General features: G+C 71.7%; 22 protein-coding genes. 8 read left to right on the top strand and 14 right to left on the bottom strand.

Going from position 1 to position 22944, the window contains the following annotated elements; translation table 11 throughout:
* Positions 1-76: 76 nt before the first annotated feature.
* The gene (locus tag CRP50_RS24795) at positions 77-1210 is read left to right on the top strand and encodes a sensor histidine kinase (protein ID WP_101613952.1); all 1134 of its coding nucleotides are present in this window, start codon (positions 77-79) and stop codon (positions 1208-1210) included.
* 7 nt (positions 1211-1217) lie between these two features.
* Here the strand turns inward: CRP50_RS24795 and CRP50_RS05405 are convergent, their stop codons facing one another.
* The 6 genes from CRP50_RS05405 to CRP50_RS05380 all read right to left on the bottom strand — a co-directional run bounded on the left by CRP50_RS05405 (position 1218) and on the right by CRP50_RS05380 (position 7205).
* Positions 1218-2390 (bottom strand): multidrug effflux MFS transporter, encoded by a 1173-nt coding sequence (locus tag CRP50_RS05405; RefSeq protein WP_097277967.1) that lies wholly within the window; start codon positions 2388-2390, stop codon positions 1218-1220.
* A complete protein-coding gene (locus tag CRP50_RS05400; protein WP_176525040.1) occupies positions 2387-2839 on the bottom strand; it encodes a MarR family winged helix-turn-helix transcriptional regulator in 453 nt (150 codons plus the stop codon). Before CRP50_RS05400 ends, CRP50_RS05405 begins: the two co-directional genes overlap by 4 nt.
* Positions 2840-2902: 63 nt before the next feature.
* On the bottom strand, positions 2903-3301 hold the full coding sequence (locus CRP50_RS05395) for a bacteriohemerythrin (RefSeq protein ID WP_097277965.1): 399 nt from the start codon (positions 3299-3301) through the stop codon (positions 2903-2905).
* Between the two features lie 61 nt (positions 3302-3362).
* Positions 3363-4289, bottom strand: a complete 927-nt coding sequence (locus tag CRP50_RS05390; protein ID WP_097277964.1) for a universal stress protein — start codon at positions 4287-4289, stop codon at positions 3363-3365.
* Positions 4286-6721, bottom strand: coding sequence for a Lon protease family protein (locus CRP50_RS05385; protein WP_097277963.1), 2436 nt, complete (start codon positions 6719-6721; stop codon positions 4286-4288). The genes CRP50_RS05390 and CRP50_RS05385 overlap by 4 nt, the downstream gene beginning before the upstream one ends.
* 61 nt (positions 6722-6782) lie before the next feature.
* On the bottom strand, positions 6783-7205 hold the full coding sequence (locus CRP50_RS05380) for a metallopeptidase family protein (RefSeq protein ID WP_097277962.1): 423 nt from the start codon (positions 7203-7205) through the stop codon (positions 6783-6785).
* Positions 7206-7348: 143 nt separating this feature from the next.
* Here CRP50_RS05380 and CRP50_RS05375 point away from each other — a divergent pair, with 143 nt between their 5' ends.
* Complete coding sequence (locus tag CRP50_RS05375; protein ID WP_097277961.1) at positions 7349-7642, top strand: 4a-hydroxytetrahydrobiopterin dehydratase; 294 nt, start codon at positions 7349-7351, stop codon at positions 7640-7642.
* A 110-nt stretch (positions 7643-7752) separates the two neighbouring features.
* On the top strand, positions 7753-8292 hold the full coding sequence (locus CRP50_RS05370) for a hypothetical protein (RefSeq protein WP_097277960.1): 540 nt from the start codon (positions 7753-7755) through the stop codon (positions 8290-8292).
* Between the two features lie 22 nt (positions 8293-8314).
* Here the strand turns inward: CRP50_RS05370 and CRP50_RS05365 are convergent, their stop codons facing one another.
* Complete coding sequence (locus tag CRP50_RS05365) at positions 8315-8776, bottom strand: MmcB family DNA repair protein (protein WP_097277959.1); 462 nt, start codon at positions 8774-8776, stop codon at positions 8315-8317.
* An 88-nt stretch (positions 8777-8864) separates the two neighbouring features.
* On the opposite strand from CRP50_RS05365, the gene CRP50_RS05360 reads away from it, so the two are divergent.
* Complete coding sequence (locus CRP50_RS05360; protein WP_097277958.1) at positions 8865-9797, top strand: L-lactate dehydrogenase; 933 nt, start codon at positions 8865-8867, stop codon at positions 9795-9797.
* 7 nt (positions 9798-9804) lie between these two features.
* On the opposite strand, the gene nadC is transcribed toward CRP50_RS05360, so the two are convergent.
* From nadC to CRP50_RS05330, 6 genes are all read right to left on the bottom strand, one after another.
* On the bottom strand, positions 9805-10659 hold the full coding sequence (nadC, locus tag CRP50_RS05355; RefSeq protein ID WP_097277957.1) for a carboxylating nicotinate-nucleotide diphosphorylase: 855 nt from the start codon (positions 10657-10659) through the stop codon (positions 9805-9807).
* 41 nt (positions 10660-10700) lie between these two features.
* Positions 10701-12239: an L-aspartate oxidase gene (locus tag CRP50_RS05350; RefSeq protein ID WP_097277956.1), complete on the bottom strand. Its 1539-nt coding sequence runs from the start codon at positions 12237-12239 to the stop codon at positions 10701-10703.
* Complete coding sequence (gene nadA, locus CRP50_RS05345; protein ID WP_097277955.1) at positions 12236-13219, bottom strand: quinolinate synthase NadA; 984 nt, start codon at positions 13217-13219, stop codon at positions 12236-12238. Before nadA ends, CRP50_RS05350 begins: the two co-directional genes overlap by 4 nt.
* 225 nt (positions 13220-13444) lie before the next feature.
* Positions 13445-13975: an outer membrane beta-barrel protein gene (locus tag CRP50_RS05340; protein ID WP_176525039.1), complete on the bottom strand. Its 531-nt coding sequence runs from the start codon at positions 13973-13975 to the stop codon at positions 13445-13447.
* A 163-nt stretch (positions 13976-14138) separates the two neighbouring features.
* Entirely contained in the window at positions 14139-15203 is a 1065-nt protein-coding gene (locus tag CRP50_RS05335) for a cytochrome-c peroxidase (protein WP_097278349.1), read from the bottom strand.
* Between the two features lie 161 nt (positions 15204-15364).
* Positions 15365-16465, bottom strand: coding sequence for an NUDIX hydrolase (locus tag CRP50_RS05330; protein WP_245913378.1), 1101 nt, complete (start codon positions 16463-16465; stop codon positions 15365-15367).
* Between the two features lie 149 nt (positions 16466-16614).
* Between CRP50_RS05330 and CRP50_RS05325 the strand changes: the two genes are divergently transcribed.
* The 4 genes from CRP50_RS05325 (at position 16615) to CRP50_RS05310 (ending at position 20012) form a co-directional block, all read left to right on the top strand.
* On the top strand, positions 16615-17292 hold the full coding sequence (locus CRP50_RS05325) for a TetR/AcrR family transcriptional regulator (RefSeq protein WP_097277954.1): 678 nt from the start codon (positions 16615-16617) through the stop codon (positions 17290-17292).
* A gap of 38 nt (positions 17293-17330) precedes the next feature.
* On the top strand, positions 17331-18557 hold the full coding sequence (trpB, locus tag CRP50_RS05320) for a tryptophan synthase subunit beta (RefSeq protein WP_097277953.1): 1227 nt from the start codon (positions 17331-17333) through the stop codon (positions 18555-18557).
* On the top strand, positions 18554-19429 hold the full coding sequence (gene trpA, locus CRP50_RS05315) for a tryptophan synthase subunit alpha (protein WP_097277952.1): 876 nt from the start codon (positions 18554-18556) through the stop codon (positions 19427-19429). The genes trpB and trpA overlap by 4 nt, the downstream gene beginning before the upstream one ends.
* Before the next feature lie 166 nt (positions 19430-19595).
* Complete coding sequence (locus CRP50_RS05310; RefSeq protein ID WP_097277951.1) at positions 19596-20012, top strand: hypothetical protein; 417 nt, start codon at positions 19596-19598, stop codon at positions 20010-20012.
* Positions 20013-20025: 13 nt separating this feature from the next.
* Here the strand turns inward: CRP50_RS05310 and CRP50_RS05305 are convergent, their stop codons facing one another.
* Positions 20026-22926 (bottom strand): EAL domain-containing protein, encoded by a 2901-nt coding sequence (locus tag CRP50_RS05305; RefSeq protein WP_097277950.1) that lies wholly within the window; start codon positions 22924-22926, stop codon positions 20026-20028.
* Positions 22927-22944 lie beyond the last annotated feature (18 nt).

Raw genomic sequence — 22944 nt, 5'->3', positions numbered from 1 at the left:
TTTCGCGCACCCCCGTCTGTGGGACCATGCGGCGGTGGCACGGGTGGGCCGGGTCCGACCGGGTGGAACCAACGACGTGATCGATACCGACATCGCCGCCGCCATCGTCGACGCCTTGCCGGCCAGCGGCTGTCTGGTCGACGAGCACGGCATCATCCTGGCCGTCAGCGCCGACTGGCGCCGCTTCGGCGAAGAAAACGGCAGCCTCGACACCGCCTTCGGGCGCGGCACCAACTACGTGAAGCTGTGCGCCGCCTCGGCCGACGCCGCCATCCGCGCCATCGGCCGCGGCGTGGCGCAGGTGCTGAACGGCGAGCGCGACGAGTTCCGCCACGTCTATTCCTGCCACGCACCCTGGGAAGTGCGCTGGTACCGCGTCAGCTGCCGGCCGGTGCACGCCGACGACCGCCGCCTCGCCCTGGTGCTGCACACCAGCATCACCAGCGAGGTTCTGAAGGGCAGCCTGCTGAAGGAAGCCGACCGCGAGGCCGCCCGCATCGGCCGCGAACGGGCGGACCTGCTGCAGCGCCTGTCCGACGAACTGCGCAGCCCCATGAACACCATCATCGGCCTCGCCGACATGCTGTCGCAGGCGGTGTTCGGCCCGCTCGGCAATCCACGCTACGAGGATTACGCCCGCGAGATCGGCATTTCCGGCCGGCGGCTGCGGCGGCTGATCGACGACGTGGTGGAACTGGCGCTCATGGAGGCGGGCGAGCTGCCGCTCGACGAATCGGCGGTGGACGTCGGCGCCGCCTGCGAGGCCGTCGCCGCCGAGATCCGCACCGCGGCGGAGGAAAAACGCATCGACCTGCTGGTGTGGACGCCCGACACCCTGCCACGGCTGCACGCCGACGGCGAACGCCTGCGCGAGATGCTGCGCCATCTGGTCGACAATGCCATCGGCGTGTCGCCCGACGGCGGCCGTGTCACCATCGAGGCGGCGGAGGACGCCGCCGGCTGCATCGCCGTCACCGTCACCGACCTCGGCCCCGGCCTGCGGCGCACCGACCACGGCCGCCTGACCGAACCCTTCTTCAAGGGCGGCGGCCCGGCGGTCGATCCCGATCATCCGGGGCTCGGCCTCGCGCTCACCAAGGGGCTGATGGACGCCCACGGCGGCCGCCTGATCCTGCGCGCCCGGCCGAGCCGCGGCACTGCGGTCACCCTGCGCTTCCCCAATACCCGCACCCTGACGGGCGAGGCCTGAGCGGCCGTCAGGCGCCGCGGCGACCGGCCAGCGCCATGGCGAGGCAACCGACCGCCATGGCCAGCGGCACCACGGCGAGGCCGCTGACGCTGTCGCCCACCCAGTGCGCCGCCATGCCGCCCAGCATGCCGGCGCCCATCTGCAGGCAGCCCATGAGAGCGGCGGCGGCCCCGGCCGTGCGCGGAAAGTGCTCCATGGCGCCGGCCGAGCTGCCGGGCATGAGCTGCGCCACGCCGAAGGCCCACAGCCCCATCACCGCCACCAGCCCGACCAGTGTCGGCCCCACCGTCAGCAGCGTCACCGTCTCCACCACGCCGGCGACCAGCACGATGGCGGCGCCGAAGATCATCAGGCGCTGCGAGTCGTGGCGGCGCAGCAGCGCCCGCGACAGGATGGCGCCGACGAAGTAGCTGGCCGCCTGCGCCGCGATGGCCGGCCCGATGAGCCCCGGCGACAGGCCGATGGGCCCGGCCAGCACGAAGGGCACCACGGTGACGAAGGTATAGAGCCCGCCGATGCCGAAAGACCCCGTCAGCGCCGGCGACAGGAAGCGGATGTCGACCAGCAGCCGGCCGTAGGTGCGCAGCACATGGGTCGCTGGCAGGGCGCCGGCGCCGGCATGGCTGTTGGTCTCGTGCAGGCGGAACAGGGAGAACGCGAGCAGCGCCACGGCATAGACCGCCATGAGCACGAACAGCCAGCGCCACGCCGCCACCTCCAGCACCAGGCCGCCGGCCAGCGCCCCCAGCGCCGGGGCGATGCTCACCACCATGCCGACCAGCGACAGGATGCGCGCCGCCCCCTGCCCGTCGAAGCGGTCGCGCACCATGGCCCGAGCGATGGCGACGCCGACCGAGGCGCCCAGCCCCTGCACCAGCCGCCCGACGGTGAGCGTCGCGACGCCCGGCGCCAGCAGGGCGGCGGCAGTACCCGCCAGGTAGAGCAGCAGGAAGGCGACCATCACCGGCCGCCGGCCGTAGCGGTCCGACAACGGCCCGCTCAGCAACTGGCCGCCGGCGAAACCCGCCAGATAGAGCGCCATGGTCGGCGCGATGACTTCCTCCGTCACCCCGAACACGCGGGCGATGTCGGGCATGGCGGGGCCGTAGACGGCGAGGCTGATGGGGCCGATGGCAGCCAGCGCCGCCGCCACCAGGGCCATGCGGCTCTCGGGGCTCACGAGGCGTCCTCGCCGCCGGTCAGGCCGTCGCGGATGTGTTCCAGGGTGTCGATCAGGGCGTCGACCCGACGCGGCGTCAGGCCGGCGACGACGCGCGCCCGCACCCGCCCGGCGATGGCGTCCAGCGCCGCCAGCAGGGGCTCGGCGGCGGGCGTCGTGTGCACCGTCTTGGCGCGGCGGTCGGAGGGGTGCGGCCGGCGCTCCACCAGGCCCAGCTGCTCGAGCTGGTCGAGGAAGTTCACCAGCGTCATGGGCTCGATGCCCATGCGCTCGGCCAGCGCCGACTGCCGCCGCCCGGCGTGGGCGACCACGTAGGCGAGCGTGCGCGCCTGCCCGACGGTGAGGGGCAGGTCGCTCGCCGCCAGCTCGCGCTCGAAGGCGCGGCGGATGAGGCGGGAGACGTCGGTGGTCAGGAAGCCGATGGAGGCGTCGGGGCGGAACAGGCTCATGGTGCGGAGAACGTAAGATTGCCTTACTATCTCCGCAAGGGCCATTCGCCTGCCCGGCACCGACTACTTCAGGTACGGCTTGTAGCCCATGTCGTGCTTGGCGATGTGGTCGATGAGCCAGCGGCGCAGGAACTCGATCACCTCGTTGAGGTTGAGCAGGTCCGGCTCGCGGCGGAACAGGTCGGCGATCTCGCGGGCGACGCGCTCCAGTTCGCGGTGCATCTTCATGTGGCCGTCCGACAGCGGGTACTGCGTCGCCGAGAAGATGTCTTCCTCGCGCTTGAAGTGCCGCTCCACGTACTGCACCAGCTGGTCCATGCACTGCGACAGTTGCGCGTTGCTCACCTTGGGCTGGCGGCGCATGTCGTAGAGCTGGTTGGTGATGTTCACCAGCGTCTGGTGGTCGAAGTCGATGGCCGTGTGGCCGATGAGCCAGTCGTCCGTCCACTCGATGAGCGGCATCCTCGTTCCCCGTTCCGAATTCTTGATTGTGCACCGCAGCGGAAACCACTCCGCCGCAGCATCAGCGGACCAATAGAACGGAGCACGACAAACGGTCAATAAGGTCGGGGGTCGATAGGCCGACAGTCATGGCCAATTCGGCCGGAAGGACCAATACGGCCTGCGGAAAGTCCGCCGCCCGCACCAGCCGCGGGGGCGTCGGCGGCGGCAGGGACTGCACCCGCAGGCGCACGCCGCGCGACCGCGCCCGCTCGCCCAGCCGGCGCTCCTCGGCCGGGCCGTCGCCGAAGGCGAGGACGGCGACGCCGGTGTCGGCGGCGGCCGCCAGGGCGCAGGCGGTGTCGAAGGCCCGCAGCGCCCCGGCCGAGCCGTCCCAGGCGCAGAACACCGGCGGCCGCTCGTCCAGCGGCCGGCGCAGCACCAGCACCCGCGGCGCCGACGGCGCCACCTCGCCCACCAGCGCCCGCGCCGTCGAGCCCAGCGGCCCGCCACGGCTGCGCTGCCAGCGCGTCCGCGCCTGCCCGACCGCGCCCAGCACCAGCAGATCGCAGCCGCCGGCCGTCTCGGCCAGGGCGGCGGCGATCTCGCGCGCCACCGCCCCCTGGCGGCGGTGCAGCGGCAGGTCGAAGGAGGCCGCCGCTTCGCCCTCGGGCGCGGTGCCGAGGTCTTCGTCGGCCAGCGCCCGCTGCACGGCGTCCACCGCCGCCTGCGCCGCCCGCCGCTGCCCGGCCAGAGTACCGGCGATGGCCTCCGGCGTCAGGGCCAGCGGCCGGGCGCGGCCGGTCAGGGTGCACAGGGCGACGGCGCCCGGATGCCGCGCGAGGCGGGCGATGTCGGCGTCCTCGACGCAGACGGCGCTCACCGGCGCCCCGAAGTGCCGCGCCAGCCGCGCCGCCAGCCGCAGGCCGGCCAGCGACAGCGGCGAGGCGTCGAGCGCCACCACGATTGCGCCCCAGGCGTCCTCCGCCCGCTCCGCCCCGCCCGTCATCCGCGGCCGCCGTTGCCGTTGCGCCCGCTGCCGGCCGCCGACAGCTCCAGCGCCCGGCGGCGCCACTGGGCGAGGCGCGCGGCGACGCGGCGGTTGATGGACCCGGTGGGCCAGCCGGCGCCGTCGTCGGGCGCACCGGCCGGGATGCCGGTCAGGATCTCGATGCCCTCGTCGACGGTGGACACGGCGTGAATGTGGAAGCGCCCGGCCGCGGCCGCCTCCACCACGTCGGGGCGCAGCATGAGGTTCTTCACGTTGCTGGCGGGGATCAGCACGCCCTGGTCGCCGGTCAGGCCGCGGGCGGCGCAGACGTCGAAGAAGCCCTCGATCTTCTCGTTCACGCCGCCGATGGGCTGCACCTCGCCGAACTGGTTGACCGAACCCGTCACGGCGAAGCCCTGCCGGATGGGCACGTCGGCCAGCGCCGACAGCAGCGCGTACAGTTCGGCGCAGGAGGCGCTGTCGCCGTCGATCAGGCCGTAGGACTGCTCGAACACCAGGCTCGCCGAGACGCTGAGCGGCCCGTCCTGGCCGAAGCGGGCGGCCAGGAAGCCCGACAGGATGAGCACCCCCTTGGTGTGCAGCTCGCCGCCGGTGCCGACCTCGCGCTCGATGTCGACCAGCTCGCCGCGCCCCATGCGCACGCGGCAGGTGATGCGGCTCGGTCGGCCGAAGGCGAAGGTGCCCAGTTGCAGCACGGCGAGGCCATTGATCTGCCCGGCCTTCTCGCCGTCGGTGTCGACCATCAGGGTGCCGCGGGCGAATTCCTCCTGGATGTGCTCGCGCACCCGGTCGGTGCGGTAGGTCTTGGCGTCGATGGCCTGCTGCACGTCGCGGCGGGAGACCACCTCGGCGCCGCGCTCGCCGGCCCAGAAATCGGCCTCGCGCACCAGATCGGCGACCGAGCCCATGTGCGTCGTCAACCGCTCGCTGTCGTCGGCGAGGCGGGCGGCGTGGTCGATCACCCGCGCCACCGCCGAGCGGTCGAGCGGCCGCAGCCCGTCGCGCCGCGCCATGGTGCCGACCAGCCGGGCGAGCGCCAGCGTCGTGTCGTCGCGCCGGTGCATGCGGTAATCGAAGTCCGCCTGCACCTTGAACAGCTCGCGGAACTCGGGGTCGTGGTGGCTGAGCAGGTAGTAGACCATGGGCTCGCCGATGAGCACGACCTTGACGTCGAGCGGGATGGGCTCGGGCTCCAGCGAGGTGGTGGTGAAGATGCCGAAGGAGGCGCCCGGAGCCTCGATGCGGATTTCGCGGGTGCGCAGGGCGCGCTTCAGGTCCTCGTAGGCGAAGGGCTGCATGAGCAGCTTGCGGGCGTCCAGCACCAGATAGCCGCCATTGGCGCGGTGCAGGGCGCCGGGACGGATGAGGGTGAAGTTGGTCACCAGGGCGCCGTAGCGCTGCTGGTGCTCGATGCGGCCGACGAGGTTCGGCTGGCTCGGGTGGTCTTCCTCCACCACCGGGGCGCCGCCGTTCTCGTGGCGGCCGATGACCACGTTCACCTTGTACTGCTCGTGCGTCTCCTCGCGGTTGCCGCCCAACTGCTTGCGGATCTGCGGCGGCAGTTGGCGCAGTTCCTCGCTTTCCGGCAGGAACTGGTCGACCCGCTCCACCAGGTTCTTGCGCACCGTATCCAGGTGCGCCAGCACCGCCGGGCAGTCCTCGTAGTCGGCGCGCAGGTCGTCGATGAGGTGGCCGACGGCGTATTCGGTGACGTCGCGGTCGAGTTCGCGGACGCGCTCGCGTTGTTCCTTTTCCCACTTGGGGATCTCGCGCATGCGGGTCTGCAGGTCCTCCTGCAGTTCCTCCATGGCCTGCTTGCGGTCGGCGCGCTCGTCCTCGGACAGTTTCTCGAACTCGTCGGGGCTCAACACCTCGCCGTCCTTGAGGGGCGCCAGCGCCAGCGCGACCGGCGTCCGCACCAGGGCGACGCCGCGGGCGCGCGCCTTGGTCTGGACCTCGCCGAAGGTGCGTTCCTGGCGTTCCTTGAACTCGTCCTCGATGGCCTGGCGGCGGGCGCGGTAGTCGTCGGCCTCGAAGGCGGCGGGGATGGCGGCCTGGAGTTCCTCCACCAGACGCTCCATGGCGCGCTGGAAGGCCCGCCCGCGCCCGGCAGGCAGGCGCAGGGCGCGCGGCCGTTGCGGGTCGTCGAAGTTGTGGACGTAGCACCAGTCGTCGGGGCGCGGCTGGGCGGCGGCGGCGCGGCCGATGAACTGGCGCACCAGGCTCGACTTGCCGGTGCCCTGCGGCCCGGCGGCGAAGATGTTGTAGCCGTCGGCGCGGATGCCGATGCCGAAGCGTACCGCCTCCACCGCCCGCTCCTGGCCGACGGTGTCTTCCTGGTCGGGCAGCTCGGCCGTCGTCTCGAAGGGCAGATCCGCCTCGCGGCAGGGGGTATGGAGGCGGTCGGCGGGCAGCGGATCGAGCGGCATGAAGGGTCCTCGCAGGGGAAACGCGGCGGGGCGGGACGAAAAGGGGAGGAACGCGGCGCCGTCAGTCGGCGCCCTCGATTTCCTCCATGTCGTCGTCGGAGAAGCCGAGGTGATGGCCGATCTCGTGGATCAGCACGTGGCGCACCACGTGGTGCAGGTCTTCGCCGCTCTCGCACCAGTAGTCTAGGATGGGACGGCGGTAGAGGAACACCATGTCGGGCGCGGTGCGCACGTCGTGCACGCTCTGGCGGTCGATGGACACCCCGGAATAGAGGCCGAGCAGGTCGAAGGGGCTCTCCAGCTCCATCTCGCGCTCGATCTCTTCGTCGCAGAAGTCGTCGACGCGCACCAGCAGGTCGGCGATGGCCGGCCCGAAGGGCGTGTCGGCCAGTTCCGCCAGCACCTCGCGGGCGATGGCCTCGAAGTCGGCGGCGGAGGGGGCGGTCAGGGTGCGGGCGTCGGGGGAGGCGGAAGAGGCGGTCATTGGGGGCTCGGCTTGCGCGACGGTTGATGCGGCGGCGGGGCGGGCCCACCTGCATGGCAACGGACGGCGGCGCCGGCGGGCTCATGACGACTGTGACCCGCACCGCCCGCCGCTGCAACCGTCGTTGGTGAAAGGGGATGCCGATGATCGAGAAACTGGAAGGTGCCGCCCGCGCCGAGGCCCTGGCCGCCCTGCCCGCCTGGACGCCGGTGGAGGGGCGCGACGCCATCGCGCGCAGCTTCCGCTTCGCCGACTTCAACGAGGCCTTCGGGTTCATGGCCCGCGTCGCGCTCGTCGCCGAGGCCATGGACCACCATCCGGAGTGGGCCAACGTCTACAACCGCGTAGACGTAACCCTGTCCACCCACGACGCAAACGGGTTGACCGAACGGGATGTTCGCCTGGCGGCTGCGATGGATCGCATCGCCGGCCGTTGACCCTGCTTTTCCGCTAGGCTTCCTCTTCCGCTTTCGCTAGCTTCGGCGGCTGAAGTCGGCGCATTGCCGACCTTTCGACCCTAATCGCCGCCGCCGAGGAGTGTCTCCGCATGACGATCGTTTCGCGCCGTCCGCTGCTGCGCCGGGCCGGGCTCGCGGCCGTCGCCCTGGCCGCCGCCTTCGCCGTGTCCTCGCCGACGCTGGCCGCTTCGACCACCGCTGCCAAGACCAAGGGCTGCGCCGACACCTCGGAAGCCGCGGCGCTGCACGTGCGCTCGCTGCAGACCTGGCTGGTGGTGGCGTCGCTGAGCTGCGGCACCGTCGAAGACTACAACGCCTTCGTCATCAAGTACCGCCCGACCCTGCAGCGCCACGGCGACTCGCTGATCCGCTACTTCGGCCGGTCCTACGGCAAGGGCGGCACCGACAAGCTGAACCGCTACGTCACCCTGCTCGCCAACGAGGCCTCGCGCCTCAGCCTGGACGACCGCGACGCCTTCTGCGCCCGCGCCGCGTCCATCTACAGCGAGATGCGGGGCGAGAGCGTCTCGGCCAACCAGCTCGACAGCTACTCGGCGGAAAAGGTCGGCCTGCTGGCCGTGGAGCCGAAGAGCTGCATGCCCGACGGCCTGCTCGCCAGCGCCCGCTGAGGCGCGCCGCCGCGCCGCCGCCCTACCCCTCCGCCAGCACGCGCGCCATGGGCGGGTCGAGCAGGAGGCGGAGGCGGCAGGCGGCGGTGGTGGCGAACAGGTGGGTCACCGCCTTGCGGCGGCTGGCGTGCAGCTTCGGGCGCGGCGCCGGCGGGCGCAGCACCGCGGCCTCGTGGGCGTCGGCGACGATGAGCCCTTCCGCCGCCGGCAGCAGATCGAGCGGAAAGTCCGGCGGCACCGCGAAGGTGAAGGCGTCGCAGTACTCCAGGTATTCCTCCCACTTGCCGTCGGACAGATAGTCGGCGGCACAGCTTTTCACCTCCACCACCAGCAGCGATCCGTCCGGGGCGAGCGCCATGACGTCCACCCGGCGCCCCGTCGCGAGCGTTACCTCGGTGACCGGCGCATAGCCACGGTCGACGAGATGGCGGCAGACGCCGCGGGTGGTGGCGCGGGCGGCGGGCGAAAGGTTTCCGTCGTTCATGTCCTGTTCCCCTGGTCAGGGCCAGCCTAGCGCTCCACCCTGGGGAAAGGCAAGACAGACCGACGGCACGAACGCGAGGAGGCGGACCATGAAGGTAGGCGTGGTGGGATGCGGCATGGTGGGCTCGGCGGCGGCCTATGCCCTGGTCCTGCGCGGCGCGGCGTCGGAGGTGGTGCTGGTCGACGTCAACGAGGCGCTGGCCGAAGCCCAGGCGCAGGACATCCGCCACGCGACGCCGTTTGCCTATGCCGTCACCGTGCGCGCCGGGTCTTACGCCGACTTGGCCGATGCGGCGGTGGTGATCCTGGCCGCCGGCGCCAACCAGAAGCCGGGCGAGACCCGCCTGGAACTGCTCGGCCGCAATGCCGAAGTCTTCGCCGCCATCATCCCGCCGGTGCTGAAGGCGGCGCCGGATGCCATCCTGCTGGTCGCCACCAACCCGGTGGACGTGATGACGCAGATCGCGACGGGCCTGTCGGGCCTGCCGCCGGAGCGGGTGATCGGCTCGGGCACCATCCTCGACACCGCCCGCTTCCGCGGCCTGATCGCCAATCACCTGGGTATCTCCGCCAAGTCGACGCACGGCTACGTGCTGGGCGAGCACGGCGATTCCGAGGTGCTGTGCTGGTCGTCGGCCATCGCCGGCACGGTGCGGGTGGAAGACCTCGCGCGCCAGGTCGGCAAGCCGCTGGACGACGCCGCCAAGGCCGACATAGACGAGAAGGTGCGGCGCGCCGCCTACCACATCATCGCCGGCAAGGGGGCGACGTGGTACGGCATCGGCGGCGGCCTCATGCGCATCTGCCAGGCCATCGGCGGCGACGAGCGTGCCATGCTGACCGTTTCCGTCGTCTCCGACAGCATCGAAAGCGTGCCGCAGGTGGCCGCCAGCCTGCCGCGCATCGTCGGGCGGGCGGGCGTGCTCGGCACCATCATGCCCGACCTCGACCGCGATGAACGCGACGGCCTGCGGCGGTCGGTGGAACTGCTGAAGCAGGCAGCGACGGACGTGGGGTTCTGATACCTCCTCACACCACCTCGAAATCCAGGCCGATGTCGAGCGCCGGGACGGAATGGGTGAGGAAGCCGAGCGAGATCAGGTCCACCCCGGTCTGCGCCACCGCCTCCAGGTTCGCCATGGTGATGCCGCCGCTGGCTTCCGTCGTCAGGCGGCCGGCGACGCGGCGCACCGCCTCGCGCAGGGTGTCCGGCGCCATGTTGTCGAGCAGCACGGCGTCGGCCAGCCCGAGCGCCAGCACCTCGTCCAGCTGGTCGAGCGTATCGACCTCCACCTCGATCTTCACCATGTGACCGAGCGCCTCGCGGGCGCGGGTGAGCGCCGCGCCGACGCCGCCGGCGACGACGATGTGGTTGTCCTTGATGAGCACCCCGTCATCCAGGCCGAAGCGGTGGTTGGTGCCGCCGCCGACGCGCACAGCGTGCTTCTCCAGCGCCCGCAGGCCGGGGGTCGTCTTGCGGGTGCAGGCGATGCGGCAGCCGTGCGGCGCCGCCAGCGCCACCGCCCTGGCCGTCGTCGTGGCGATGGCCGACAGGCGGGCGAGCAGGTTGAGCGCCACCCGCTCGCCGGTCAGCACGGCGCGGGCCGGGCCTTCCGCCGTGGCGACGCAGGTGCCGGCGGGCACGTCGGCGCCGTCGTCGTGGTGGACCGTCACCTGCACCGCCGCATCGAGCAGCGCGAAGGTCCGCCGCACCACCGCCATGCCGGCGACGCGGCCGGCGTGGCGGAAGTGGAAGCGGCCGCGGGCGCGGTCCTCGGGGCGGACGGTGGCGTCGGTGGTCAGGTCGCCGGCCTGGCCGAGATCCTCGGTCAGCGCGGTGAGCAGCAGCGGGTCGAGCTGGAACGGGTAGAGGGCGCGGGTCATGGTCTCTCGGCAGGTCAGGCGGCGGCTTCGGCCGCGGGGTGTCAGGCGGCGGCTTCGGCCGCGGCGGGGGCGAGCAGGTCGGCCAGGGTGACGACGTGGCGGCGGCGCCATGCCTCCACCGGCGCCGGGGCGTCCGTGCGGCAGTGGGCGCCGCGGCTTTCGTCGCGACGCAGCGCGGCGGCCGTCATCAAGCGCGCGGCGAGCAGCAGGTTGGCGGCTTCCGCCTCAGCCCGGCCGGGCTGCGCGGCGCGACCGCTCGGCAGGGCCGCGAGGGCGGCGCAGGCGGCGGCGAGGTCGCGACCCGACCGCACGAGGCCCATGTGGGCGCTCATGAGGCGGCGCACGGCGGCGGCGGTCTCGGGCGGGGCGACGGGGAAGACGGCTGGTGCGGGGAGCGGGTCGGCCGGCGCGGCGTCCACGTCCTCCGCCACCCGGCGGGCGAAGACCAGGGCCTCCAGCAGCGAGTTGGACGCCAGCCGGTTGGCGCCGTGGACGCCGGTGCAGGCGACCTCGCCGCAGGCCCACAGGCCGGGCAGCGAGGTGCGGCCGGCGAGGTCGGTCGCCACGCCGCCCATGTGGTAGTGGGCGGCGGGCGTCACCGGCACGGGCGCCGCATAGGGATCGAACCCGGCCTCGGCGAGCAGCGCCAGAACCTGCGGGAAGGCCTCCGCCCCCCGGTTGGCCAGGGCCGGCCGCAGGTCGAGGAACACCGGCAAGCCGGCGGCGGCGCGGGTGCCGAGGGCGCGCGCCACCACGTCGCGTGGCGCGAGGTCGGCGAGCGGATGCTCGGCGGCCATGAAGGCCCGCCCCGCCGCGTCGCGCAGCACCGCGCCAGCGCCGCGCAGGGCTTCCGTCAGCAGCGGCAGGCGGCCTTCGGCGGGAAGCGCGAGGGCGGTCGGGTGGAACTGCACCATCTCCAGGTCCGCCAGCGCCGCGCCCGCCCGCGCCGCCAGGGCGAGGCCGTCGGCGGTGGCTTCCGGCGGGTTGGTGGTGGCGGCATAGAGCGCGCCGACGCCGCCGGTCGCCAGCACCACCGGTCCGGCCAGCGTCTCCACCCCCAGCGGCCCGAGCACCGCAAGGCCGGCGACCCGCCCGTCGCGCACCAGCAGATCGAGCGCCACCGTCTGCGCCCGCACCGTCACATGCGGCGCCGCCGCCACCAGCGCCGCCAGCGTCTCCACCAGCTTGCGCCCGGTGGCGTCGCCGCCGGCGTGGACGATGCGGTCGGTGGAATGCGCCGCCTCGCGCCCCAGCGCCACGGCGCCGGCGGCGGTGCGGTCGACGGGCAGGCCGAGGGCGACGAGGCGGCGGATCTCGGCGATGCCGGCTTCGGCGAGCAGGCGGGCGGCGTCCGCGTCCACCGTACCGGCACCGGCGGCCAGGGTGTCGGCGGCGTGATCTTCCGCCGAGTCGCCGTCGCCGAGCGCGCAGGCGATGCCGCCCTGGGCCCACAGGCTGGAGCCGCCGGGCAGACCGTCGGTCTTGGTCACCAGCACCACCGGGCGCGGCGCCAGCGCCAGGGCGCAGGCCATGCCCGCCGCGCCCGAGCCGACGACGAGAACCGGCGCGCCGCCGCTCATCGCCCGACCGCCAGCATGCGCTCCACCGAGGCGCGGGCGCGGGCCGCCACGTCGGCGGGGATCTCGACGCGCGGCTCCAGGGTTTCGAGCGCGGTGCGGATGTTGTCCAGGGTGATGCGCTGCATGTGCGGGCACAGCATGCAGGGCCGCACGAAGGTGGTCTGCGGCGACTCGGCGGTGATGTTGTCCGACATGCTGCATTCCGTGACCATGAACACGGTCTTCGGCGTGCGGGTGCGCACGAACTCCTGCATCTGCGCCGTCGAGCCGGCGAAGTCGGCGGCGGCGAGAACGTCGGGCGGGCATTCCGGGTGGGCGATGACCGTCAGGTCGTCGTGGGCGGCGCGGAACTCGGCGATGTCGGCGGCGGTGAACTGCTCGTGCACCTCGCAGCGGCCGTCCCACGGAATGATGCGCACGGAGGTCTGCGACGCGACGTAGGCCGCCAGGTACTTGTCGGGCAGGAAGATCACCTCCGGCGCGTTCAGGCTTTCCACCACCTTCACGGCGTTGCCCGAGGTGCAGCAGATGTCCACCTCCGCCTTCACGTCGGCCGAGGTGTTGACGTAGGCCACCACCGGCACGCCGGGATGGCGCGCCCGCAGGGCCCGCACGTCGGCGCCGGTGATCGATTCGGCGAGCGAGCAGCCGGCCTTCAGGTCGGGCATCAGCACGGTCTTGGCCGGGTTCAGCAGCTTCGCCGTCTCCGCCATGAAGTGGACGCCGGCCATGACGATGACGTCGCCCTGCGCCTCCACCGCCTGGGCGGCCAGGGCCAGGCTGTCGCCCACGATGTCGGCGACGCCGTGGTAGATGGCGGGGCTCATGTAGTTGTGCGCCAGGATCACCGCGTTGCGCTCGCGCTTCAGGCGGGTGATGGCGTCGATTGTGGGGCGCATCAGCGCCCACTCGGGCGCCGAAACGGCGTGCCGCACCTTCTCGAAGACGGGGTCGCGCTCGCGGCCGGTGATGGCGTTCATGGGCTTGCCGGGCTCCCTTATGATCCTGGTGAGCACGATACCAATGCTGTCGATGAGCACATGGGTCGTGCTGTTCCTGAGCACGCTGATTGTGCTCAGATAGAGCATAATGCCGTCAAGGGGAATTTTTCAGTGTCGTGACAGGGCCACGATGCCCATGAAAAAAGCGCGAGGGAGGCCGAAACCTCCCTCGCGCTGCGCAGCGGCCGGTGCGGCCGGACGGCGTTAGAAGTTGAAGCCGACGCCGATGGCGTGGAAGAAGCCGCCGTCGTCGAAGGCGTCGTCGATGTCGTCCGAGTCCTGGAAGGTGAACTGGTACTCGGTCTGCGCGTAGATGAAGGTGTTGTCGTCGGCGTAGTACTTCACGCCCAGCTCAGGCCCGGCCGCGAAGGAGTTGTTCACGCCCTCGCCGTAGATGCCGCCGGCGCTCGCGCCGATGTAGGGGCGCCAGCGGCCCAGGTCGAAGACGTAGTCGGCGAACACGCGGGTCGCGCCGGTCAGGGCGGTGTTGTCTTCCGAGTCGCTGAAGTTCAGCGTCTGGCGCACGCCGACCAGCACGTTGTCGGTCATGTACTTGCCGGCGCTGCCGGTGACGCCGAGGGTGGTGTTGTCGAAGTCGTTGTCGCTGCTGCCGCTGCCCGAGATGGTGACTTCCCAGTCCCCGGCCTGGGGCCCGACGAACTCCACCTCCTGCGCCTGGGCGGTGGCGAAAGCCGGCAGGGCGAGAAGGGCGGAGAGGAGAAGCGTCTTCTTCATGGTAAGGCTCCTTGATGAGGTCCATGGGGAGAACCTCCGTCGACTGTCGACAGTTGCATTGCGGTGCAGCAGCGTGTCCCGATTCTCCAGCCCTGTTGCAAAAAAGCGACAGGGGCGCCCGGCCGCAGCCGGACGCCCCTGCCCCCTTCGATCCGCCGAACGGTCAGTTCGGCATCATCAGAACCGGGCGCGGCGTGGCATTGGTGCTCGCCGGCAGGATCGGGTACTCGACGCGCGGCTGCTCGCCGGTGAGGGCGTGCAGGAAGGCGACGATGTCCGCCACTTCGGCGTCCGACAGGTCGCGGCCGAGCTGGGCGGTGCCCATGACGGCGACGGCCTGGTTCAGATCCCACACGTTGCCCGAATGGAAGTAGGGCGCGGTGAGGGCGACGTTGCGCAGCGGCACGGCGCGGAAGACGTATTCGTCGGCCGCAGTCTGGGTGACGGTGAAGCGGCCCTTGTCTTCCGGCGGCAGGATGTCGGCACCCGGGCGCTCGACGACGCCGAACGGGTAGTAGTCCTGGCCGCCCAGGTTCACGCCGCCGTGGCATGCGGCGCAGCCGGCGTCGATGAAGGTCTTCAGGCCGCGCTTCTGGGCGTCGGTCATGGCCGCGGCATTGCCTTCCAGGTACTGGTCGAAGGGCGACGCCGGGGTGATGAGGGTCGCCTCGAAGGCCTCGATGGCCATGGCGACGTTGTCGAAGGTCACCGGATCGGCCTCGCCGGGGAAGGCGCGCTTGAAGTGCTCGACGTAGGTCGGGATGGACTTCAGCGACTCCACCACGACGGCCGGCTGGTTGTTCATCTCGACGCCGGCCTGGATCGGGCCCTTGGCCTGTTCCTTCAGGTCGGCGGCGCGGCCGTCCCAGAACTGGGCGACGTTGAACACGGCGTTCAGCACCGTCGGCGCGTTGCGCGGGCCGCGCTGCCAGCCGTGGCCGACCGACGTTTCCAGGTTGTCGTCGCCGCCCATGCCCAGGTTGTGGCAGGTGTTGCAGGACAGAAGCTGGCTGGCCGACAGGCGCGGATCGAAGAACAGCATGCGGCCGAGTTCGACCTTCTCGCCGGTCACGGCATTGCCGGAAACCTTGGGAACCACCTGCGGGACCGGCTCGAACAGGGCTTTCGCCTCCGTCATCAGCGCCGCGTCGTCGATTGGCGCCGCCACTGCGGACACCGCCCCGAACGCCAGCGGCAGAGCCGTCACCACCATCGCCAGACGCATCATGCGTGCCATGGTGTCCCCTCCTCGTCATCTGTTTGCGGTCAGGAGACCGGGCGGTCCATCTGGGGGAGGCGCCGCGATCTCCGGAAGAAATATGACCACACTTTTCGTATGGCTGTCCAGATGATCAAGAATTCTTCTAACTTGGATAATTGCGATCGTCGTCAGTCGCCGGTTCGCACCAGGGGCAGGCCGATGCCGACGCTGTGGCGTTCGCGCAGCACGTCGCGGCGGAAGCGGTAGAGTTCCGCCGGGCGGCCGCGGCCGGTGTCGTCGGTGCGCCCCGTCGCTTCCACCATCTCGCTTTGCTGCAGGGTGCGGCGGAAGTTCTGCTTGTGCAGGCGGGCGCCAGCCAGGGCCTCCACCACGCGCTGCAGTTGGAGCAGGGTGAACTCCGGCGGCAGCAGGTCGAACACCACCGGGCGCCAGGCGATCTTGCCCCGCAGCCGGCCGAGGGCGGAGGCGAGGATGCGGCGGTTGTCCACCGACAGCGGCGTGCCGAGCTGCGCCGCCACGGTCAGGCGCATGGGATCGACCGGCGGCGCCTCGCGCCCCGCCGTGCGGGCCGCCGCGGCGGCGTCGCGCATGGCTTCGGGCACCAGTTGCGCCTCGTAGAGCAGTTCGTAGCGGTCGAGCGTGCGGCTGCGGTCCTGCCCGGCCGTGGCGTGCAGGCCGAAGCAGATGTCGACGCGGTCCGCCCGGTCGCGCCGCTGGCGCTCGTCGGGGGCGGCGTCGGCCCAGGCGCGCAGGTGCGGCACGATGACGTGGTCGACCACCGCCGGCCGCCCTTCGCGCCAGTCCTCCCACGGCAGGAAGGAGTACCAGTCGCGCCACTCCGCCTCGCCGCTGCCGGCCACCGCCGTCTCGTGGGTCAGCGCCAGATAGGCGACCGACACCAGCCGCGGCCCGCCGTAAAGCTCGCGCGGGTCGCGGTACTGGTTGCCGAAGGTGTAGAGCTGCTCGACGTAGCGCAGGCTGAGGCCCGTCTGGTCCTCCACCCACTGCCGCAGGCCGAGTTCGAGGGTGCGGTGGCGCTCCGGCTCGAAGGGGCCGTAGGGCAGGGTTTCCGGGCTGTCGTGCGGGATGCCGGGGCCGCCGCGCTGGGCCTCCGTCGCCAGGCCGTGGGCCATGCGGCGGGCCACCAGCACGCGCGGCGCCTCGTCGGTGACCGCGGCGACGACGGCGGTCAGGCCGATGACGGCGGCTTGCGGCGGCGGGGCGGAGTCTGAGTCGGCGGCGGCAGGGGTGGCGCGGGCGGGCGTCACGCGAAGGCTCCAGGCGGGGGTGTGCGGTCCGGCGCAGTCTGCCTGAAACGCCGCGGGGCGACCAGGGGATGTCGACACGGGCCTTGCATGACTGACCCGTCAGTCATATAACAACGGGACAGACACCGCGACCCGGAGCCCCGCCCGCCATGACCGCCGCCGCCCCGTCGGCCCCGACCAAGCCCGCCCCCGCCGCCAAGACGCGGCGGCGGTCGCGCGTCGGCGACAGCCGGGAGGACCGCGAGGCCGTCATCATCGCCGCCGGGCTCGCCGAGTTCCTGGAAAAGGGCTACGCCGCCACCCGCGTCGACGACGTGGCGAAGCGCGCCGGCGTCGCCAAGGGCACCGTCTACCTCTACTTCCCGAGCAAGGAAGACCTGTTCCACGCCGTGGTGCGCCGCTCCATCGCGCCGCTGGTGGACGTGGTGGAGGCGGTCGCCGCCACCCCCGGCGCCTCGGCGGCAGAGGTGCTGAAGCAGGTGCTGGCGACGCTCTACCGCGAGGTGGCGGGCACCGACCGGCGCGAGGTGCTGCGCCTGCTCATCGCCGAAAGCGGCCGCTTCCCGCAGCTCGCCGCCTATGCCCACACGGTGGTGGTGCGGCGCGGCGGCAAGGCCCTGCGCGCCCTGGTGGCCGAGGCCGTGGCGCGCGGCGAGTTCCGCCCCGGACCCGCCGCCGCGGCGCCCGAGGTGGTCATGGGCCCGGTCGTGCTGGCACTGGTGTGGACGCTGGTGTTCCACGACATCGACCCGCTCGACCTCGACGCCGTGCTCGACGCCCATGTCGACCTGATCCTGCGCGGGCTCCAGCCTGCGCCCCGCTCCTGACCGACCGACGCAACCCCCTGGCACGAAAGCGCTTGGACATGTCGCACGTACTCAATACCTACCGGGCCGGTGCCGACGAACGCGGCCACTTCGGCCTGTTCGGCGGCCGCTACGTGGCCGAGACGCTGATGCCGCTCATCCTCGAGCTGGAGGAAGCCTACGAGGCGGCCAAGGCGGACCCCGCCTTCCACGCCGAGCTGCGCGGCCTGTTGACCAACTACGTCGGCCGGCCGAGCCCGCTCTACTTCGCCAGCCGCATGACGGAAGCCTGCGGCGGCGCCAAGATCTACTTCAAGCGCGAGGACCTGAACCACACCGGCGCGCACAAGATCAACAACTGCATGGGCCAGATCCTGCTGGCCCGCCGCATGGGCAAGACCCGCATCATCGCCGAGACAGGCGCCGGCCAGCACGGCGTGGCGACGGCCACGGTCTGCGCCCTGTTCGGCATGAAGTGCGTCATCTACATGGGCGAGACCGACATCGCCCGTCAGGCGCCCAACGTGTTCCGCATGAAGCTGCTGGGCGCCGAGGTCAAGCCCGTGGTCAGCGGCTCGCGCACCCTGAAGGACGCCATGAACGAGGCGCTGCGCGACTGGGTGACCAACGTGCGCGACACCTTCTACATCATCGGCACCGTCGCCGGCCCCCACCCCTACCCCAGCCTGGTGCGCGACTTCCAGACGGTGATCGGCGAGGAAGCCCGCGAGCAGATCCAGAAGGCCGAAGGGCGCCTGCCCGACAGCCTGGTGGCCTGCGTCGGCGGCGGGTCCAACGCCATGGGCCTGTTCCACCCCTTCCTCGACGACAAGGAGGTGCGCATCATCGGCGTCGAGGCCGCCGGCCATGGGCTGGAAACCGGCCAGCACGCCGCCTCGCTCACCGGCGGGCGGCCGGGCGTGCTGCACGGCAACCGCACCTACCTGCTGCAGGACGCCGACGGCCAGATCACCGAGGCGCATTCCATCTCGGCCGGCCTCGACTACCCCGGCATCGGGCCGGAACACTCCTGGCTGAAGGACGTGGGCCGCGTCGAGTACGTGTCGATCACCGACACCGAAGCGGTGGAGGCCTTCCAGCAGACCACGCGCCTGGAAGGCATCATCCCGGCGCTGGAAAGCAGCCATGCGGTGGCGCAGGCCATGAAGATGGCGCGCACCCTGCCCAAGGATCACGTCATGGTCGTCTGCATGTCGGGCCGTGGCGACAAGGACGTCAACACCATCGCCCAGGCGATGGGCCAGGACATGGGAGCCTCGCTGTGACCGCCGCCTCCACCACCGCCACCGCCGCCACCGCCACCGGGGCGGCCCGCGACCGCCTCGCCGAGCGCTTCGCCAAGCTGAAGGCCGAGAACCGCGGCGGGCTGGTCATCTACACCATGGCCGGCGACCCCGACGCGCGCACCGCGCTGGAGATCATGAAGGGCCTGCCGGCCGCCGGCGCCGACGTGATCGAGCTGGGCATGCCGTTCTCCGACCCCATGGCCGACGGCCCGGCCATCCAGGCCGCCGCCCTGCGGGCGCTGAAGGCGGGCATGACCCTGCAGGGCACGCTCGACACGCTCGCGGCCTTCCGCGAGGGCGACGACGAGACGCCGGTGGTCCTCATGGGCTACTACAACCCCATCTACGCCTACGGCCCGCAGCGCTTCGCCGAAGCCGCCCGCGCCGCCGGCTGCGACGGGCTCATCATCGTCGACCTGCCGCCGGAAGAGGCGCCGGAGCTGAACGAGCACCTGGACCGTGTCGGCATCCACCTCATCTTCCTGACCACCCCGACCACCAACGAAAAGCGCCTGCCGGCCGTGCTGAAGGAGGCCGGGGGCTTCCTCTACTACGTGTCCATCACCGGCATCACCGGCGCCGCCTCGGCGGTGGAGGACGAGGTGGCGCAGGCGGTGGCCGGCATCCGCGCCCACACGGACCTGCCCATCGCCGTCGGCTTCGGCATCCGCACGCCGGAGCAGGCCGCCGCCTTCGCCCGCATCGGCGATGCCGCGGTGGTCGGCTCGGCGGTGGTGGCGCAGATCACCGACAGCCTGTCGGCCGAGGGCGCCGCCGGCCCCGACACCGTCGCCCGGCCGCTCGCCCTGGTGCGCGATCTGGCGGCCGGCGTGCGGACGGCACGCCAGTGACTGGATCCGTGCGGACGGCACGCGGCTGATCGGGCCGCTGCCTCCGAATGATCACGGCGCCGCCCTTCTTTTCCGAGGGCGGCGCCTTTTTTCCGGCTAAATTCATCGCCACAGTAAGCCCGTAGCGCGATTCGTTCCCACCATCCCTCAGCCGGAGGAGCCCGCCATGTCCCTGCGTCGCCACCTCGCCGATCTCGCCGTCATCGCCGTGCTGGTCGGCTGTGCCGCCGTGCCGGTGTCCTTCGCCCTCGCCCAGTCGGCCGACCGCGCGGCGCTGGAAGCGCTGCAGGCGCGCAACATCCAGTCGCTGAACCAGCTGGAGGCGGAACGGGCGCAGGATCAGGTGCGGCTGGAAGCCGAGTACCGCGACGCCGGCGACCGCGCCTTCGCCCAGTACGCGGCGGCGCTCAAGCGCGGCGTGGCGCCGGGTGTCGCCAAGCAGGCCTACCTCGACGAACTGGCGCAGGCGGAGCGGGCGTATCAGGCGGCGCTGACGGCCATGGACCAGCGCATGGCCCGCGAACGCGCCGCCCTGGTCGCCCAGGAAGGCCAGGGGCAGCAGGGTCAGGGGCTGGTTCAGTAAAAGCCGGAACGCTTCAGCGCGGCTTCAGCGGCGAGCCCTGGCGGAACAGGGCTTCCATTTCGGTGGCAGGCAGCGGCTTGGCGACCAGGTAGCCCTGGATGCTGTCGCAGCCGACGCCGTGCAGGAAGTCCAGGTGCTCGTCGGTCTCGACGCCCTCGGCCACCACCTTCAGGTTCAGCGCCGCCGCCATGGCGATCATGGCGCAGACGATGGCGGCGTCGTTGGCGTCCGTCGTGACGTCGCGCACGAAGCTGCGGTCGATCTTCAGCTTGCGGATGGGGAAGCGCTTCAACACCGACAGCGACGAATAGCCCGTGCCGAAGTCGTCGATGGACGACGCGACGCCGCGGTCGCGCAGCTTGCGCACCACGGCGATGGCGTTCTCCGGGTCGGTCATGGCCGAACTTTCCGTCAGCTCCAGTTCCAGGAACCGCGGGTCGAGGCCCGTGCGCTCCAGGGCGTCCTCCACCGTCTGCATGAGGCGGCGGGAGTTGTGGAACTGGCGGCCGGAGATGTTCACCGCCACCGGCACCTGCGGCAGGCCGGCATCGTGCCAGGCCTTGGTCCAGCGGCAGGCGTCGTTGAGCACGAGGTCGCAGATGGCGTCGATGAGGCCGGTTTCCTCGGCCACCGGGATGAAGTCGCCCGGCGGCACCAGGCCCCGTTCCGGGCTCAGCCAGCGGGCCAGCGCCTCCATGCCGACGAAGGCGCCGGTGCGCACGTCGACCTGCGGCTGGAAGTAGGCGACGAATTCCTGGTTCTCGATGGCGCGGCGCAGGCGGGCCTGCATGGCGAGCGTCTGCACCGCCCGCTGGCCCATCTCCTCGTTGAACAGCTGGAAGCTGCCCGGCCCCTGCGCCTTCGCCCGGTTGAGCGCGGCGTCGGCGTGCATGATGAGGGTTTCCGCCGAGTCGCCGTCGCGCGGATAGATGCTGGCGCCGATGGAGAGCGTGAGGTCGAACTCCTGCCCGTCGATGGCGATGGGCTGGGCGAAGGCGGTCTGGATGCGCTCCACCGCCTCGAACACGTCGGCGAGCGTGGCGATGCCCGGCAGAAGCGCCATGAAGCGGTCGCCGCCGGCGCGGCACAGCACGTCGTTGTGGCCGCAGCTGCCGGCCAGCCGCTCCGCCACCGCCTTCAGCACGCGGTCGCCCACGGAATGGCCGAGGGTGGCGTTGATGATGGAGAAGCGGTCGAGCCCCATGGACAGGAAGCCGATCCACGACTGTTCCCGGTTGGCCTGCGCCCGCGCGCGGTGGAAGCGCTCCAGGAACAGGGTGCGGTTGCCGAGGCCGGTCATCGGGTCGTAGTAGGCGAGGAACATCAACCGTTCCTCCGCCCGCTTGCGGTCGGTGACGTCGAGCGCCACGCCGTCCCAGGCGATCTGCCCGTCGTCGAGCTTGCGCGGCCGCGACCACGAGCGCAGCCAGCGCTCCTCGCCGGAGCGATGGGTGACGCGCACGTCCAGTTCCACCGGTTCCATGGTCCGGCTGGAGCGGCTCAGCGCTTCCATGAAGGCGGCGCGGTCGTCGGCGTTGACCCGCTCGAGGAACAGGGCGGAATCGCCCATCATGTCTTCGGGGTCGATGTCGAAGAGCCTCTTCGCCCCTTCGTTGACGTAGGTGTAGCTGACGCTGCCGTCGGGCCGCAGCATGCGCTGGAACACCATGCCGTTGATGTTGTCGGCGATGGTGCGCAGGCGCTGTTCCGTTTCGTGCAGGGCGCGTTCGGTCGCCTTGCGGGCGGCGATGTCGCGCAGCACGGCGATGAAGACGCGGCGCCCCTCGCTCAGCACTTCCGACAGCGACAGCTCGATAGGGAAGACCGAACCGTCCTTGCGCATGCCTTCCAGCTCGCGCGCGCCGGTGCCGAGGATGGAGCCCTCGCCGGTGCCGAGGTAGCGGCGGATGTAGCCCTGGTGGCGGTCCTTGTGGGCCGGCGGCATGAGCACGGCGACGTTGCGGCCGACCAGTTCGTCCTCGGTAAAGCCGAAGGTCTGGCTGGTGGCGGCGTTCACCGTCTCGATCAGGCCGTTCTCCCCGATGGTGATGATGCAGTCGGCGGCATGATCCATGATCATTTCCAGCCGCTGCTCGGCGCGCATGCGGTCGGTGACGTCGATCAGCACGCCGTCCCACAGGATGTCGCCGTTGGGCATGCGCTCGGGGCGCGCCGTGCCCGACAGCCACTTCACCTCGCCGCTGGCGGCGATGGCGCGGAATTCCTCGGTATAGACCGCCAGATCCTCGGCCGAGCGGCGCAGGGCGGTCATGTAGCGGTCGCGGTCGGCCCAGTGGATGGCGTCCAGGCAGCCGTCGCGGGCGAGGCGCATGTCCTCGGGGTCGTAGCCGAGCAGGTCGCGCACCCCGGCCGAGAAGAACGGGTAGTAGAGCGTGCCGTCGGGCTGCATGACGCGCTGGAAGATGATGCCCGGCATGTTGGCGGCCAGCGACCCCAGCCGCTCCTCCGCCCCGTCCCAGGCCTCGCCCAGGCCGGCGAAGGCGAGCGTCGCGTCGCGCAGGGTGCAGACGAACAGACGGCCGCCGGGCGCCGGCTCGGCCACGCCGATGGTGATCTCGCAGGTCAGGGTGCGGCCGTCGCCCGCCACCAGCGGCAGGAAGCGCCGCCCGCCGGCTTCCACCGTGTCGGGCGTGTCGCCGAGGAAGAGATCGAGGCCGCCGTCGGGAATGGTCAGCAGCACGTCCACCGGCGCGCCCACCACCGCCGCGCTCTCGCGCCCGAGCAGGGCCGCCGCCGCCCGGTTGAACGCCAGGATGGTACCGCCGGCATCGAGTACGACCAAAGCCTCGGGAGCGCCGTCGAGCGCGCTGTGCAGCACCTCGGACGGAGGAACGAGATCGAGCCCGGGCGCCGTGCGCGGCGCGCGGCCCTGCTTCACGCTCTCGGTGCTCATCGAGTGGCGGCCATCCGC

It is taken from the genome of Caenispirillum bisanense, assembly GCF_900230255.1.
In the GTDB taxonomy this organism is placed as follows: domain Bacteria; phylum Pseudomonadota; class Alphaproteobacteria; order Rhodospirillales; family Rhodospirillaceae; genus Caenispirillum; species Caenispirillum bisanense_A.
The sequence above is the reverse complement of the archived record's forward strand: the minus strand, read 5'-3'. Positions and strand labels throughout refer to the sequence as shown.